This window comes from Pseudoalteromonas prydzensis (assembly GCF_011050055.1).
GTDB classification, from domain to species: domain Bacteria; phylum Pseudomonadota; class Gammaproteobacteria; order Enterobacterales; family Alteromonadaceae; genus Pseudoalteromonas; species Pseudoalteromonas prydzensis_A.
This window is the reverse complement of record NZ_DRGM01000044.1, coordinates 21,419-37,384: the sequence shown is the minus strand read 5'-3', so window position 1 is coordinate 37,384 and position 15,966 is coordinate 21,419. Positions and strand designations below refer to the sequence as shown.

12 protein-coding genes are annotated in these 15,966 nt (G+C 40.0%); 11 read left to right on the top strand and 1 reads right to left on the bottom strand.

Annotation, left to right across the window (positions count from 1 at the left end; all coding sequences use genetic code 11):
* The 7 genes from ENH88_RS03890 to ENH88_RS03860 all read left to right on the top strand — a co-directional run.
* Window positions 1-1,221: ATP-dependent helicase C-terminal domain-containing protein (locus ENH88_RS03890; protein ID WP_304179725.1), on the top strand; the 1,221-nt coding region annotated here is incomplete at its 5' end.
* A 533-nt stretch (window positions 1,222-1,754) separates the two neighbouring features.
* Window positions 1,755-2,672, top strand: a complete 918-nt coding sequence (locus tag ENH88_RS03885) for a carbohydrate kinase family protein (RefSeq protein ID WP_304179722.1) — start codon at window positions 1,755-1,757, stop codon at window positions 2,670-2,672.
* Between the two features lie 508 nt (window positions 2,673-3,180).
* Window positions 3,181-6,123, top strand: coding sequence for a SusC/RagA family TonB-linked outer membrane protein (locus ENH88_RS03880; protein ID WP_304179720.1), 2,943 nt, complete (start codon window positions 3,181-3,183; stop codon window positions 6,121-6,123).
* A 30-nt stretch (window positions 6,124-6,153) separates the two neighbouring features.
* Window positions 6,154-7,863, top strand: coding sequence for a RagB/SusD family nutrient uptake outer membrane protein (locus ENH88_RS03875; protein WP_304179718.1), 1,710 nt, complete (start codon window positions 6,154-6,156; stop codon window positions 7,861-7,863).
* Between the two features lie 59 nt (window positions 7,864-7,922).
* Window positions 7,923-9,260, top strand: a complete 1,338-nt coding sequence (locus ENH88_RS03870; RefSeq protein WP_304179715.1) for a sugar porter family MFS transporter — start codon at window positions 7,923-7,925, stop codon at window positions 9,258-9,260.
* The gene (locus tag ENH88_RS03865; protein WP_304179712.1) at window positions 9,247-11,259 is read left to right on the top strand and encodes a glycoside hydrolase family 32 protein; all 2,013 of its coding nucleotides are present in this window, start codon (window positions 9,247-9,249) and stop codon (window positions 11,257-11,259) included. The genes ENH88_RS03870 and ENH88_RS03865 overlap by 14 nt, the downstream gene beginning before the upstream one ends.
* Window positions 11,260-11,321: 62 nt before the next feature.
* Complete coding sequence (locus tag ENH88_RS03860) at window positions 11,322-12,536, top strand: oligosaccharide MFS transporter (RefSeq protein WP_304179710.1); 1,215 nt, start codon at window positions 11,322-11,324, stop codon at window positions 12,534-12,536.
* Here the strand turns inward: ENH88_RS03860 and ENH88_RS03855 are convergent.
* Window positions 12,508-13,503: a LacI family DNA-binding transcriptional regulator gene (locus tag ENH88_RS03855; RefSeq protein ID WP_304179707.1), complete on the bottom strand. Its 996-nt coding sequence runs from the start codon at window positions 13,501-13,503 to the stop codon at window positions 12,508-12,510. The two genes, ENH88_RS03860 and ENH88_RS03855, sit on opposite strands and share 29 nt — an antisense overlap.
* Window positions 13,504-13,877: 374 nt before the next feature.
* On the opposite strand from ENH88_RS03855, the gene ENH88_RS03850 reads away from it, so the two are divergent.
* The 4 genes from ENH88_RS03850 (at window position 13,878) to ENH88_RS03835 (ending at window position 15,687) form a co-directional block, all read left to right on the top strand.
* Window positions 13,878-14,222, top strand: coding sequence for a 5-carboxymethyl-2-hydroxymuconate Delta-isomerase (locus ENH88_RS03850; protein ID WP_304179704.1), 345 nt, complete (start codon window positions 13,878-13,880; stop codon window positions 14,220-14,222).
* A gap of 2 nt (window positions 14,223-14,224) precedes the next feature.
* Window positions 14,225-14,386, top strand: a complete 162-nt coding sequence (locus ENH88_RS03845) for a GNAT family N-acetyltransferase (protein WP_304179701.1) — start codon at window positions 14,225-14,227, stop codon at window positions 14,384-14,386.
* Window positions 14,387-14,413: 27 nt separating this feature from the next.
* Window positions 14,414-14,827, top strand: coding sequence for a DUF4019 domain-containing protein (locus ENH88_RS03840; RefSeq protein ID WP_304179698.1), 414 nt, complete (start codon window positions 14,414-14,416; stop codon window positions 14,825-14,827).
* Window positions 14,828-15,003: 176 nt separating this feature from the next.
* Window positions 15,004-15,687 carry a LipL32 family surface lipoprotein gene (locus tag ENH88_RS03835; protein WP_304179696.1) on the top strand — a complete coding sequence of 228 codons (684 nt, stop codon included), beginning with the start codon at window positions 15,004-15,006 and terminating at the stop codon, window positions 15,685-15,687.
* The last annotated feature ends 279 nt before the right edge of the window (window positions 15,688-15,966 follow it).

Below are 15,966 nucleotides of genomic sequence, written 5' to 3'. Positions count from 1 at the left end.
CAGCTAGGCACTGAACTGCTTAGCTTTGGCGCTGATATTCGGCTGGCGCACATGCTTATAAAAGCACAGCAGCTCGATGCCACATTACCGGGGATTTATATCCTGAGCGCCTATTTAGTGGCATTACTTGAAAGTCGCGTGAAACATGCGGTAGATCTTAATTTAGCGTTACATAGTCAGCTCATAAAGCCCCATGCGCTGTTTAAACAGCAATTACGCTTTTGGTTAACACGTTTAAAGTTAAGCGAAGTCAGCGAGTTAAATACGGGCTATTTACCTTTGCTGGTGGCGCTAGCTTATCCAGACAGGCTGGCTAAAAAACGTGGTAATGGTTACTTACTTGCCAATGGTGCAGGTGCTGAGCTAAGCGAAGAGTATTGGCATAACGATGACTATTTAGCGATTGCTAACATGGGCGGTCATAAAGGTGGCCGCATTTTTGCGGCGGTGGCTTTTACCCCTAACGATATTACCGAGCAGTTAAGCCATTTATTTACTGAGCAAACGCGCTGCGAATTTGACGAAAAAGCAGGGCGTTTTATCCATCAAGATGAAATTAAGCTGGGTGCAATCACGGTAACGAGTCAACCAAGTAAACAACCCCTTGATAAAAGCGAGCGCGCTAAAGCATGGTTAAGTTTATTTAAAAAGCATGCTTTTAAGTTATTTAATGAACAAGCCGAAAGTGAGCAGTTACTTATTAGAATGTGTATAGCTAGTAAGCTTTTTCCGGAGCAGTTTCCAGCAATAACTGAAGCCGCCCTTGTGGCCAATAACCAATGGTTAGCACTTTACCTCGCAGACCTAAAAACCCTAGAGCAACTAAAAAGGTTTAACTATCTTACTGCCTTGCAAAGCTGTTTTAATTGGCAACAACAAAGCGCATTAAACCAATTACTGCCCCTGCGTTTGACGGTGCCAAGCGGCTCAAATATTAAAATTGAGTATCAGCTCGATGGCCCTGCAAAACTCAGTGTGCGTATGCAAGAAGTGTATGGCATGACCAGCACGCCCTTATTAGCACAAGGCAAGCTTGCTTTATTAATGGAGTTGCTTTCACCGGCAAGGCGGCCTTTGCAGCTTACGCAAGATCTCACTCATTTTTGGCAAACCAGCTATCGTGATGTACAAAAAGAAATGAAAGGTCGCTATCCAAAACACTTCTGGCCTGATAACCCAGCAACCAGTGTGGCTACTAGTAAAGTGAAAAGTAAGATGTAATAGCAGGTTGTTAACTTGGCGAATAAAAAGCGAGTATCTGCATAGCAGTTATTCTCGTTAATACTTCTTTCTAAAACTTTTTAAGGTTGAAAGATATCGGTTACTCGGGTATACCAAATAATTTTTGTGTAAACCTAACCTATCGCTGTGGCGATCTACTAAGGTTTAGCCGTTTTTTGCCAGCAAAATGCTAAGCCTTGCTTAGTTGTCATGTTCGTTCCTCCCAGTATTTTATTGCTGCGTTTGTGTGTGATTTAAATACTTTTGCTACATAAAATAGCCAAGTCGGTAAATAAAAATGCTTGGTAATTAGTGTAAAAAGCAATAGTCATCAAAAATAAACAACGTTGTCTTTTTGTGAGGTAGGTGTTACCTTTATTTTTTGCAACATGTATTTTACATAAATATTTTCAGTTATGTCGTTAGGTGTATTTTACGATCCGTAGTCATTTAACTAAGCTAAGACGAGAAGATGGTGTTGCTGATTTAAGTTGAAATACTTAATTTTCCAAATAATATAAGGAAACGATTCCATGAGTATAGTAATTAGCAGCAAAAAGGCTGAGGAGATCAATTTAACGTGTTTTGGTGAGGTACTTTGGGATTGTTTTGATTCAGGTAAACGGTTGGGTGGTGCACCATTAAATATGTGCTTTCGCTTTAATTCTCTCGGTCTACAAGCGCATATGATAAGTGCTGTAGGAAATGATGAGTTAGGAGATGCACTACTAGATGAAATTAACAAAAAAGGCCTGAGCAATGAGCTTATTTGCGTTCATGAATCTAAACCGACAAGTGTTGTGGAGGTGAAACTTGATAGTAGTGGCTCTGCTAATTATCAAATTGTCACCGATACAGCCTGGGATAATATCAGCTTAACAGCGGAGATTATTGAAAAAGTTAAGGATACTGACGTTTTTGTTTTTGGCAGTTTAATTGCGCGCACAGCGGCTTCATTGATGACCTTGAGGCAGCTGTTGGACCATGCAAAGTTTAAGGTTTTTGATGTTAATTTACGCGCCCCCCATTACCAGCTTGAACATTTAATTGAATTAATGAATAGAGCTGATTTTATCAAGTTAAATGATGATGAGCTTTATGAAATAGCTAAGTCAATGGGGAGTAAATATCACTCTTTAGAACAAAACCTAGCATTTATAGCTAAGCAAACAAACACCGATTATTTATGTGTGACGAAAGGCAGCCATGGTGCTTTATTGTCAATTAAGGGTAAGAATTACTATAACTCAGGTTATCTCATTGAGGTAGTTGATACCGTTGGGGCTGGTGATTCATTTTTAGGGGCGCTTGTTTATCAACTTTGTATTAATAACTCGCCACAGCAAGCTATAGACTTTGCATGTGCTGTTGGTGCTATGGTTGCTCAAAGGCAGGGAGCAACGCCAGCTTTAACTGATCAGCAGATTAATGAGTTTATAGAACCATGCTAGGGCGTGTTGACCTTTGTGGATTGAAATTTGTTCAATCTAGGGGCGATTTAATCGCGGCGCGAGGTTTGTAACCTAGTGGGCTAAGTAAAAATCGAGCAACAAAGAGTTAATCGCCCCTAGGAAGAACCCGAAGGGCAGCGCATGTTTGGAATTTATACTGCGTTATCGCCTATTTATGGGGAACAACCACACTACATAGGCTCTGCCTTGTCTAAATACCAAACATGCTGCTGCAAAATTAATCATGAAAGGTCAACACGCCCTAAGTTATCAACAAATATCAAAATAAAAGTACACTTAATAGAATAAAGTTTGTTATTCATGTTGAAGTTATGTTTTTTTAATGTTAAAAAGACAACGTTGTTTATTTTTATGTTAATGGCTATTTGTGTTCTAGCGCAGTTTCAACAGCGTTAAAACAAGTCATTACCAACATAAAGACAACGTTGTTAATGTGCGGAGAATAACAATAAACATTAATAAATTAAACCAAATGAGGACACACACAATGCTAAGATTTCGCAAAACCCCACTAGCTGCAAGTGTAAGTGCAGTATTAGTCGGTTTGCTTTTGCCATATAGCGCTATAGCAGCTCAGCAACAGCAAATACAAAACTCGTCTGATGATGGTATTGAGGTCATCGAAGTTTCTTATGGCTACGGCAGTGTTAAAAAAGATGACTTAACAGGTGCAATTAGCACTGTTGCGTTAGAGGATGTTGTTGATATGCCTTCTGGCAATATAATGCAGAATCTACAAGGAAGAGTACCTGGCTTACAAATTACAACCAATGGTTCACCTGATTCTGCAGCAACGGTGCGTATTCGTGGTCAAGGGTTAGGACCTTTAGGTAATAATGATCCGTTATATGTGATTGATGGCATTCCGACTAAATCAGGCATGCATGAACTTAATAGTCATGATATTGCAGATATTCAGGTATTGCGAGACGCCGCAGCGGCAAGTATTTTTGGTGCGCGTTCAGGCAATGGTGTGATTGTTATCACAACTAAAAAAGGCAATGAGGGGCTGGATTTTAATTTTTCTATAAACCAATCTCAAGATGACTACAGCTATGATTTAAATCCATTAAATACCAAACAGCGTGGACAAGTTGTATGGCAAGCTGCGGTTAATGATGGCTCTGATCCAAATGCAGCAAGCCCGCTATATAGTTATGATTGGAATGGTGACTATAGTAATCCTCAATTAAACTCAGTGATCTTACCTACTTATACTGATCCCCAACAAGTACAGCGTCCTGCTGATACTAATTGGTTTGATGAAGTAACTCGCTCAGCTAAAGTAACTGATCTGAATTTTTCTCTATCAGGTGGCTCGGATAGGGCATCTATTTACAGCTCTTTGGGGTATTACGATTCTGAAGGTGTGGTAGATGGTTCAGCCTTTGAACGGATTAGTTTTAGGGTTAATTCTGATTATCAATTAACGGATAAGCTCAAAATTGGTGAGAACTTCACTATTACCAATCAAGAGTCGAATTTAGTTAATGCAAGAGCTGGAGAAATTTTGGGATTAGCAATAGAGCAACAATCTATTGTCCCTGTACATAATGATGAAGGCGGTTGGGGTGGCCCTGTGCCGGGTGTAACTGACCGTGATAACCCAGTCAGAATAATTGCAATGAACCGCGATAATGTCAGTCGCTTTAATAAGCTGATGGGTAATATTTTTGTCGAATATGAAGTAATTGAAGACCTTACTCTAAAAAGCACCGTTGCTCTTGATTATGGCCAGTATTACTTTAGAAACTACACACGGGCATTTCAGGCTGGCTCCCTAAATTATGGTGATCAACTCTCGGTTACTGAAAACTGGAATAGCAGCTTTAGCTGGACTAACACTGCGCAATATAACTTAGATGTAGGTGATAATCACCGTTTTACATTTTTAGCAGGCACCGAGCAAATTGATTACGAGTATGAAGGTTCGGTTGGCTTTGGTTCTGGCTTTGCCTCGGATGATCGCGATTATGCACATTTATCGCAAGCGACAGGTGATGTACGTGTTGAAGGGGATGGCGATAAGTGGTCTCTTAATTCTTACTTTGCTCGAATGGACTATAACTATGATGACCGCTATTTAGCTGGGTTTACCATTCGCCGCGACGGTTCATCACGTTTTGGTAGCAATAACAGTTACGGTAACTTCCCTGCTGCATCAGCGGGTTGGGTGATCAGTAACGAGTCATTTTATGATATCGAGTTCTTAACCACCTTAAAATTACGTGCTAGTTGGGGTAAAACGGGTAATCAAGAAATTCCAACTGATGCAACCTACACAACTTATTTGAGCCGTTATGCGACTCAATCACTATTTACTGATTCACAAGATGAAGGCACTGCGTATGACATCGGTGGTGCTAATGGCGGCACGCTGCCTTCTGGTTTTGTGAAAGCTCAAACCGGTAATGACAACCTGAAATGGGAAACTTCGACGCAAACAAATATCGGTATTGATTTTGGGATGCGTTACGACACCATTTACGGCAGTATCGATTGGTTTGAAAAAACCACAGAAGATATCTTAACGCTTACTAACCCTATTGCTACTTTAGGCGAGGGCGCACAACAGTGGGTAAATGGCGGCACAATTGAAAATTCAGGGGTTGAATTCATCATTGGTTATGCTGACTACCTTTCGTTTGACAGCTTAGATGGTGATATTGATGTTGATATTAGTTTTAACGTTTCTTCTGCTAAAAATAAGGTTGTTTCACTTCCTGAAGATGTTGTGAACTCGTTTGGCGGTAATGGAGCAGATAAAACGATTGTTGGTCATTCAATCAACTCAGTTTATGGCTATGTTGCTGATGGGTTATTTCAAAACCAAGGTGAAATTGATGCTCATGCTGCTCAATCGGGAGCTGGTTTAGGCCGAGTTCGTTGGCAAGATTTAGATGGCAATGGCGTCATTGATGAAAATGATCAAACCTTTTTCGCAGATACCGATCCAGACTTTATGTATGGTTTGAACATGAACTTCAAGTATAAAAATTGGGATTTTACCATGTTCTGGCAAGGTGTCGAAGGCGGTCAAATTCGCAACGGTTGGCGTGGATTCACTGATTTTACCTCACTCAATATAGGTTCAAACTATGGGGGTCGGGTTCTTGATGCGTGGTCAATCAATAACACTGACACGAATGTACCAGCCTTAACAACAATTGATAATAATGGTGAAGGTCGTCAATCAAGCTTATTTTGGGAAGATGGCACTTACCTTAAGTTGCGTAACTTATCTATCGGGTATAGCCCTGATGAGCAATGGTTGAGTCAATTTGGTATAAGCTCAGCGCGCATTTATTTGCAGGGCAGTAACTTACTAACCATTACACCTTCTGGAACATTAAGCCAAGATCCAGAAACACCAGATGGCACTTTCCCAATTCCAAGACGTATCACGTTAGGCGTGAACCTTTCTTTTTGATTTAAAATGACAACGATACGAGCACAAATTATGAATAAAATTAAAACCCTATTTGCAGTGACAACGCTCACTCTATCTTTAGCATCGTGCGGCGGTTCTGATCTTGATGTTGCACCTTCAGGTGTATTAACGCAAGAGCAAGTCTCTAACAGTGAAAATGTAGATGCTTTAATCATTGCAACTTACTCATATTTAGGAAACGACCATTACACTGCCCCTAACTTTCTTTGGCCAACAGGGAACTTACGCGCAGGTGATGCCCACAAAGGAGGCAATGGACCCGGTGACATATTTGCTTATCATGCTTTGTCTTTATATCAGCCTTTAGTGCCCGATATGGAGTCTTTCCCGCCTGATTTGATTGACTTAAATAACAAAAAATGGACTCGAAATTATACTGGTATTTCGCGGGCTAACGCAGCTTTAGCGGTGATAGAAAATGCCTCGCCAGAGATTGAAGACCGTGCTGCTAAACAAGCTGAGTTGCGATTTATTCGCAGTATTTTTTACTTTGACTTAAAAATTCATCACAAGTATATCCCCTGGATTGATGAAACCATGAGCCAAGAGCAAATTTTAACAACAACCAACCGTGATCTGACAGATCAAGCACTTTGGGACAAAATTGCTGATGATTTTGAATTTGCAGCAAATAACTTACCCGATAGACAAGCAGATGTTGGTCGTGCTTCAGCGCTGTCAGCAAAAGCTTATTTAGCTAAAACGCTGTTATATCAGGCGTATGAACAAGATGAACAGCATCAGGTAGTCAACATCAATAAAGATAAATTAACGCGAGTGGTTACTTTAGTCGATGAGATTGAGCAAGCGGGTGTGTATGGTTTATTTGATGACTATGCTGATAATTTTTTGTTTGAGAGTGAAAATGGGAAAGAATCTGTTTTTGCTATTCAACGTTCATTGAATGATGGTTCCCCAGATGGTCGTGGCAGCTGGCCAAGTGCGCTAAACGCGCCTATGGCGGGGGGCTTTGGTTGCTGCGGTTTTCATGTACCCACTGAAAACTTCGTCAATGCTTTTAAAACAGATCAACAAGGCTTGCCGCAATTTGACACCTTTAATGATCTGAATTACGACATGACCATCGATGCTGTTGACCCTCGTTTGGACCATACCGTCGCAATGGAAGGCAAACCGTTTAAATATGACGAAAAGCTGATCCACGGTGGCGATAGTTGGGCTCGTGCGCCAGGCATTTATGGCAACTTTACAGCGATGAAAGATTTAGAGCATCCAGATTGTAGTTGTCGCGGTGAAAATGGGCCATTTCCTATCTTTTCATTAAATACACCGTTGATCCGCTATTCCGACGTATTGCTTTGGAAAGCAGAGGCTTTAATTGAGCTAGATAGATATGACGAAGCATTAGTCATAATTAACCGCATTCGTGAGCGCGCTAAACAAAGTACCGCTAAATTGCAGAACGCCAGTATTTATAACATTGGTTTATACACAAGTTTTGACACTAAACAGCAAGCCAGAGCAGCACTGCGTTTTGAGCGTCGTCTTGAATTAGGACTTGAAGGACATCGCTTTTTTGACTTAGTTCGTTGGGGAATAGCAAAAGAGACCATTGATAGTTACTTGTCGATTGAAGCCGTGCGCAAGCCTTACTTAGTTGATGCTATTTTTACCAAAGGGAAGCATGAATATTTACCAATACCTAATCAACAAATGATTTTGAGTAGCGGATCCTACACGCAAAACTCAAAGTATTAATCAATAGTGGGCGGTGGGCCCGTGCCCACCTTTTCTGACATTAAGTCAAAAGAGTTGTTATGAAAAAAATTATTTATTGGTCAATCACAGTGGCTGTGGCAGGCTTTTTATTTGGCTTTGATACTGCGGTTATATCAGGCGCAGACAAACCAATTCAAGCACTTTGGAATACAAGCTCGTTATTCCATGGTTTATTTATTATGTCGTCGGCACTGTGGGGGACATTATTTGGAGCTTTAGCTGGTAACTATCCTTGTGATAAGTGGGGGAGAAAGCCAACCTTAATCTTAGTTGGTGTACTGTTTTTTATTTCTGCACTTGGTTCTGCACTTGCTCCCGACCCATATACGTTTGCATTACTGCGGTTTATTGGCGGCGTTGGTGTGGGTATTTCATCAATTGTAGTACCTGCTTATATTTCAGAAATAGCACCCGCTAAATATCGTGGCCGTTTGGTTGCGCTTTATCAGTTTCAGATTGTATTTGGCATTTTAGTTGCGTTTGTTTCTAACTTTTTAATCGCCGGTACTTCGGCAATTGATTGGCGTTTAATGCTTGGTGTAGAAGCGATACCGGCTTTAATTTATTTATTAATGATCATCAAAGCACCAGAAAGCCCACGTTGGTTGGTGCAAAATAGAAATGAACAAAGCAAAGCACGCTCAATATTAGTCGAGTTAGGAGAAGTTAACCCGGATAACGTGTTGACTGAAATTATCACTGCTAAACAACAGCACAGTGAATCAAGGTTATTTGGTGGTGCCTATAGCAAGGCTGCTTGGTTTGCATTTTTATTTGCAGCATTTAATCAATTATCAGGTATTAACTTTATTATTTATTATGCGCCGCGGGTATTTGAACTTGCCGGCTTAGACGTAAACCAATCCTTATTATCAGGGGCTGGGATCGGCATGGTTAACTTATGCTTTACCATGCTAGGTTTATCTTTAATCGATAAATTTGGCCGTCGTTCGTTGATGTATATCGGCTCAATTGGTTATGTGATTTCGCTGGCGGTCGTCGCATGGGCGTTTAGCAGCGGCTCAGGTGGTTTAACTATTGTGGCATTTGTGTTTGTGTTTATTGCCGCCCATGCAATTGGTCAAGGAACAGTGATCTGGGTATTCATCGCTGAGATATTTCCTAACAAAGTGCGCTCAAAAGGTCAGTCACTGGGTTCGGGTACGCACTGGTTCTTTGCCGCTGCGATTACCTTATTAATGCCGTTTTTCTTAGAGCGATTTAGCGCATCAGAAGTATTCAGTTTTTTCACTTTAATGATGTTAGGGCAATTAGCCTTTGTAGCTTGGTTTATGCCTGAAACAAAAGGGCGTTCTTTAGAAGACATTTCTCTTAATACAAAAAAGAAGCATGGAGTATTAGATGCGAACAGTTAACTTAATTTTAATTTCATCATTTTTGGCAGCGTGTGGCATGACAAATCAAACTGAAACGAGCGCCCTAGTGGTAGTGGAACAATCAAGTAAAGAAATGTTTCGTCCAACTTTTCATTTTACACCACCAGAAAACTGGATGAATGATCCAAATGGTATGGTGTATTACCAAGGCGAGTACCATCTTTTCTATCAACATAACCCAGACTCCTCGGTTTGGGGCCCGATGCATTGGGGACATGCAATTAGTAAGGACATGGTTCATTGGGAGCATCAAGGTATCAAACTTTACCCCGATGAGCACGGTACGATATTCTCCGGCAGTGCAGTGGTTGATTGGCAAAATAGTAGTGGCTTTGGCAGTAAAGAAAATCCGCCACTTGTTGCTATTTATACTTATCACGATGATAAAAAGGCCGCACAGGGGGCAATTGACTTTCAAACTCAAGGCGTAGCATACAGTACAGATAAAGGCAGAACGTGGAAGAAATACGAAAATAATCCCGTATTAAAAAACCCTGGCATTCGTGATTTTCGTGATCCGAAAGTGAACTGGCATGAATCTACCCAGCAGTGGGTTATGGTACTTGCTCAAGATGATCATATTGGCTTTTATACCTCTAAAAACCTAAAAGAATGGCAATTTGAAAGCAATTTTGGAGTTGAGTGGGGCAGTCATGCTGGTGTATGGGAGTGCCCTGATTTAATTCGTGTGCGCGTGCAAGGCACCGATCAATATAAGTATGTATTATTAGTCAGTATTAACCCAGGTGCGCCAAATGGTGGCTCAGGTACCCAGTATTTTATTGGTGACTTTGATGGAAAACACTTTGTGCTTGATGAAGAATATCAGCAACAACTCGCCTCTACTCCAGCTGTATTTCCAAAGGGAGTTAACTTATTAGATTTTAAAAATGGTTTAAGTAAATGGCAGGTGACTGGTAACGCATTTCATGTTGAAGAAGATCAACAATCTGTTGTTACATTAAGCTCTTTTAATCAGTCAGATAAGGCGACAGGATCTGTTTTATCGCAGCCGTTCTCTATTGAGCATGATTATATTAATTTCAAAATAGCGGGTGGCAAACATGAAAACAGCACCGTGATGCAGTTATTAATTAATGGTGAGGTGGTCAAAACTGCAAAGGGCAATAATTCAGGCAATATGACTGAGAAAGCGTGGGATGTAAGCCATTTTAAAGCTCAGCAAGGGCAAATTAAAATTATTGATACTGAGCAAGGCGACTGGGGGCACGTTAAAGTTGCGGATATTATGTTCTCAGATGAAGCGGCAAAAGCAAAGGTTGAATCATCAATCTGGTTAGATTATGGTACAGATAACTATGCTGGTGTGACATTTTCAGACACGCAAGATGAGCGTCATTTATTTATGGGCTGGATGAGTAATTGGCAGTACGCTAACGTAGTACCTACAGAGACTTGGCGCAGCGCGATGACAATCCCAAGAGAGCTAAAGTTAGTGAAAACAGCTGCGGGGATCCGTTTAGCTTCTGAACCGGTAAAAGAGCTGCAGACATTATTGACTGAGTCGCAAAGTAAGATAAAGTTAAGTGGTAAAAGCAGTTATCAACTTGATGAGCTTTTTAATGTCGCGGCTGGGCAATTTAAATTTAGTTTTAGCTTTCCCCATGGCGAGCAAGCTGTGGACATCTTACTTAGCGCCGACTCAGGTGAGCAGACCAAGTTAACACTAGATCCAATTGCAGGGCAATTAACTCTTGACCGAACTCAAGCTGGGTTGAGTGATTTTGAACCGGGTTTTGCTGGCATTCAAACAGCTCCATTACAAACAGAGCTCAAACAGTATGATGTTGAAGTATGGGTTGATAAAGCATCAATTGAAGTTTTTGTTAATCAAGGTGTTAGCACAATGACATCGATTGTTTTCCCAACCTCCCCTTACCATAAAATAAAGGTAAGTGCTGAGCAGCAGCTATCGCTTAGCGATGTTCAGTTAAACAATATTGCTGTAGAAAAATAACCGTTTAAAACGGCTCTATGACAGATAGAGTCGTTATTTTTCCGTCTAAGGCTGTGCGATATATGAGTAGCAATTATCGGCTATTAAGCGCTATTTTCTTTGTCTATTTTATGGCATGGTCTTTTTCGTTTTCATTGTTTCCAGTCTGGCTTAGCCAAAAGGTTGGTCTGAATGGTGAAGAAGTAGGCATTGTTTTTAGCGCTAACTCTCTCATGGCTTTATTCATCATGCCTTTCTATGGCATCTTTCAAGATAAACTTGGTTTAAAAAAAGCACTCCTGTATTTTATTGCATTTTTTATGTTAATGATCGGACCGTTTGTTAACTATGTTTATGAACCATTGCTACACAGCAATTTTTATTTGGCCGTAATAGTAGGTGGGGTGGTTTTTTCATGTGCATTTTTAGCGGGGGTGGGGGCACTTGAAAGTTATATTGATAAGCAAAGCCGAGCCACTCATTTTGAATTTGGCAAGGCTAGAATGTGGGGATCACTTGGCTGGGCGACGGCAAGTTATTTTACCGGTTTATCGTTTAACTTGGCACCGAGTTTAAATTATTGGCTTTCCAGTGTTGCAGCAATTTGTTTAATCGGGCTGTTACTTTTTGTTAAAGTGACAATTACTGATAGGGAAATGTTACCCGTACGTCGATTTTCACCAATACGGCAACTTCAGGAATTTTTTAAAATTACAGGCCTGTGGCGTTTAAGTGTGTTTGTCGTCGGTGTAAGTTGTATTTATGGGGTTTTTGATCAGCAATTTGCAATTTACTACACTACTTTTTTTGCAACACCAGAACAAGGGCGCGCGTATTTTGGTTATTTAACGTCTATACAAGTTATTTTTGAAGCCGTTGCTATGTACTTGGCTGTAAAGTGGGTCAATAAATTGGGGGTGAAAAACTCACTGCTTGTCAGTGGGGTATTAATGGCTACGCGAATTTATTGCTCAGGTATTGTCGATGATTCACTTAGTATAAGCATTTTAAAATTGCTCCATGCCATAGAGTTACCATTAATGCTTATCGCATTATTTAAATACATTAATATGCACTTTGAAGCAAAGTACTCGGCAATGGTTTATATCATTGGTTTTCAATTTACAGTCCAAGCGATGGCAGCAATTTTTGGGGTTGCTGTAGGGATTGTTTATGACCATTTGGGCTTTGCTTTGGTATATCAATATTTAGGGCTGATTGTTTGTGTTTTTATAGTGATATCATTTTTTGTATTAAAAACAGATAGTGCTAAAAGGAATCGCGTTGGATCAGCTTAAATGGTAAGTGATGATGCACAATATCAGTGCGCTGCTCTATTAAATATTCCATAGCCCAGCGGCCCATTTCATGATGTGGAAGTGCCATTGTGGTTAAATTTGGCTGTAATAATTCAGGAATACTGCCCCAATCATCAAAGCTAGCTATGCCAATATCTTTACCAATCGTCATTCCTTTATCATGGACAACAAAATAAATTTCCATCGCCATGGGATCTTGACCACAAATAATCGCATCGGGCTTGAACTGCTCAATGATCCTTGCAGCGGACGCTCTGGAAGTGGATAGTTCACTACCATCTGGTTGACTAATAATTACCGATTCAATATATAAGTCATCTAATGATAGGCCTTGGCGTTTAAATGCATTTATAACACCTTGTTTTCGGCCCTTAGCAGCGATTATATCTTCATTTAAGTTTAAAAAAGCTATTTTGCGATAGCCCTTACGTATCAACGCCGTGGTGATTTCTTCTCCCGCTTGAACTTCATCAGGTACTACACAAGGTAAGTTATTTTGAGCGGGAAAGCAGTTTGCTAAAATAGTGGGTATTTTTTTTAGCTCGTCAGAAACTTGCACTTGGCGATGATACATTGCAGAGTATATAACTCCTTCAACTCGGTATTCCAAAAGGCTCTGTATTGCTCTATCTATGCTAATTTGAGTTTCATTAACATTGAGTATAAGTAACTCTTTATTTTTTTGCCATGCAATCTCTTGTGCGCCACGAATAATATCAAATGTGTAAGGAACACTAAGTAATTCATCGGCAATGATGGCATAAATATTCGATTTTTTTCTGCGAGTTAAACTCGCGGCTCGATTTGGGCGGTAGCCTAGTTCTTTTATGGCTGTTAATACTTTTTCACGGTTAATGTCTTTAACGGTCGAATCATGATTTACTACCCGAGAAACAGTTTTAAAGGAGACCCCTGCGTGGGCAGCCACTTGTTTAATTGTAACCATACTATATAAAAGCCTTCTCTGAATCGAAATTGCATAATAGCAGATTCTGTTACTTTTTAATTATTTTATAAAGGCAGTGTTTCGTTGTTATCTAATCGTATAACGTTTTGATCGGACTCTATAAAAGTAGAGCGCAGGGAGAGTATGAAACGCTATCAGCTGCATTAAATATAATACCTTCTGAAGTCTGCTGTGTTAATTCAGGCTATAACACATCCTCTATTTGTGAAAGAAGGCTTTTATGACTACCCAGCTAGCAATAGACTTTTTATCAATAGGGTACTGTGCTATAAAACAACCTCATTTTCACACGCAAATGCACAGGCTATATCAAGCGCATCGCGTCTATCCAACTGATTAAAAGGAGTTATTTAATGCCGCATTTTATTATTGATTGCTCGCAGAGCATCTTGACTCATCATGATGAAGATACTATTAATGAGCAAATTCATCACACCGCAAACGCATCAGGTCTGTTTGCTGAACACGAAATTAAAGTCAGAGTAAATCCGTTTAAAACCTATTTAGTGGGTAATAAACAAACTGACTTCATTCACGTTTTTGCTCATATTATGCAAGGTAGGAGCACACAGCAAAAAGCGGCGCTTTCCAAGGCAATGGTCACAAAGTTAAGCGAAATGTTCCCCGCAGTGAGCAATATTGCCATGAACGTGGCTGATTTTGAACAGGCCAGTTATTGTAATCGAAATCTGTTGTAACTATGCCTATTGTTCGGCTACATGCTGTGGTGTTTGCGAGTAACGCACGCTCAGCTAAAGTGCTTGATAAGGTTGGCTTTGTCCAAGAAGGATGCTTGCAAAAAGCAATTTATAAACAGGGGGATTTTTATAATGCGCTGGTTTATGGCAAAGTTATAGCGTAATAGTTGGCAAAAATAGCAGGGTTGAAAATGAAAAATATAATAGTTGTTTTATGTTTATTTATAAGCACACTCACTTGGGCACAGACGCCAAAAGTTGTAGATGTATCAACAGAAATCGCTCCGGCCACGCACTGGTTAGAAGGCGTTGATAGTGGTAAATACGCAGATAGCTGGCAACAGGCCGGTGCGCTTTTTCAAGAAAATGTACCAGAGGCGCTTTGGGTATCTAAGCTAGAGCAAGTTCGCACACCGCTTGGTGCAGTTCAATCTCGCGAAGGTGTGAGTCGTCAAGTGTTAGCCGCTATCCCGCAATTACCTGACGGTGAGTATGTGATTTTAGAGTTTCAAACTGATTTTGCAAATAAACCGCGTGCTATTGAAACGGTGACGCTAAAAAAATCAGCCGAGCAGTGGCAGGTGATTGGCTACTTTATTCAATAAAGACAATAAAATGAGCGCGGCTGTTTCTATGTCGCAATACATTAAAAATCGTACGGGGCTAAAGTTAAAAATTAGCAAATAATTAAAAAGTGTAACTTTATTTATTACCTTTTATTGACACAATTATTTAATTACCTATAATCTGCGCTCTTATCTAAAATAGTGACATGGAGTCAATGATGAAGTTAAAGTTTGCTGGAAAAATCCTACCGTTTATAGCTGTTGCATGCCTTTCAGGTTGTATGTCGACAGGTCCACACTTAAAAAGTTCTATCTCAGAAGGTGTTGCCGGTTTAGAAGCCCGTTTACCTTATGCTGAATACGTGAATTACTTTGGTTATGTTGATAGCAACATGAAATCGCAAGGTAAATATAAAGATAAAGATGCATATTACTTGTATGCATGGGTACCAGCTGCAATTGATGAGATCGGTATCTCAATGATTTCTCCTGCTTTTAGTGCGCCTTCAGATGATGATTTTGTAGATCAAAATTTTGAAAAAAACGGTATCGACGATAAGTTCTTTGATACATACATAGTGTTAGAGCGTATGAATATCATTGATAATACAAAAATAGCGCAAGGTGGACGTCCGATTCAGACGCTTGGCGAAAATGATGATAGTGCTGAGTTACCAAAAAATCCAGGTGGTTCATCATACAATTCATTACTGCGTAAAACGTCTAGTTTAACTAATCCACAAGATGCATTGGTTCGTGGTGTTTATCGAATTACATTCACTTCATTCAGAGGTGATGTAGAAGGTTCATATGAAGCAACAATTGGTACTAATGTTCCAGGTGTAAAAATAGCGGCTTCACTTGCAGAGCTTGATGCATTAGTGAATGCAGCAAATTAATTATAAAAATTGTTTGCTCTGCTTATAGTTTTACAGGTTTAGGTACGCCTAGACCTGTGATTATTAATCTAGTCCGAATCCACTTTTTATCGTTCTTCCATACATTCTTGTTACAGCCAATTTTTTAATTGCGGAATATCGACTCACCTGTTTGAACCAGCATACCTCATTGAAATCATTATAAATTGTATCTGGGTAACCACTATTGCTAATTGACGCATAGCAACCTCTGGACTCCATTTGCTTTAATCAATACCTTAGCGTATTTTTAGTTATTAG

Coding starts and splice junctions, on each gene's coding strand:
- ENH88_RS03865 (WP_304179712.1), top strand. CDS start 9,247: ATGCGAACAGTTAACTTAATTTTAATTTCATCATTTTTGGCAGCGTGT.
- ENH88_RS03850 (WP_304179704.1), top strand. CDS start 13,878: ATGCCGCATTTTATTATTGATTGCTCGCAGAGCATCTTGACTCATCAT.
- ENH88_RS03870 (WP_304179715.1), top strand. CDS start 7,923: ATGAAAAAAATTATTTATTGGTCAATCACAGTGGCTGTGGCAGGCTTT.
- ENH88_RS03875 (WP_304179718.1), top strand. CDS start 6,154: ATGAATAAAATTAAAACCCTATTTGCAGTGACAACGCTCACTCTATCT.
- ENH88_RS03885 (WP_304179722.1), top strand. CDS start 1,755: ATGAGTATAGTAATTAGCAGCAAAAAGGCTGAGGAGATCAATTTAACG.
- ENH88_RS03860 (WP_304179710.1), top strand. CDS start 11,322: ATGAGTAGCAATTATCGGCTATTAAGCGCTATTTTCTTTGTCTATTTT.
- ENH88_RS03855 (WP_304179707.1), bottom strand. CDS start 13,503: ATGGTTACAATTAAACAAGTGGCTGCCCACGCAGGGGTCTCCTTTAAA.
- ENH88_RS03845 (WP_304179701.1), top strand. CDS start 14,225: ATGCCTATTGTTCGGCTACATGCTGTGGTGTTTGCGAGTAACGCACGC.
- ENH88_RS03835 (WP_304179696.1), top strand. CDS start 15,004: ATGATGAAGTTAAAGTTTGCTGGAAAAATCCTACCGTTTATAGCTGTT.
- ENH88_RS03880 (WP_304179720.1), top strand. CDS start 3,181: ATGCTAAGATTTCGCAAAACCCCACTAGCTGCAAGTGTAAGTGCAGTA.
- ENH88_RS03840 (WP_304179698.1), top strand. CDS start 14,414: ATGAAAAATATAATAGTTGTTTTATGTTTATTTATAAGCACACTCACT.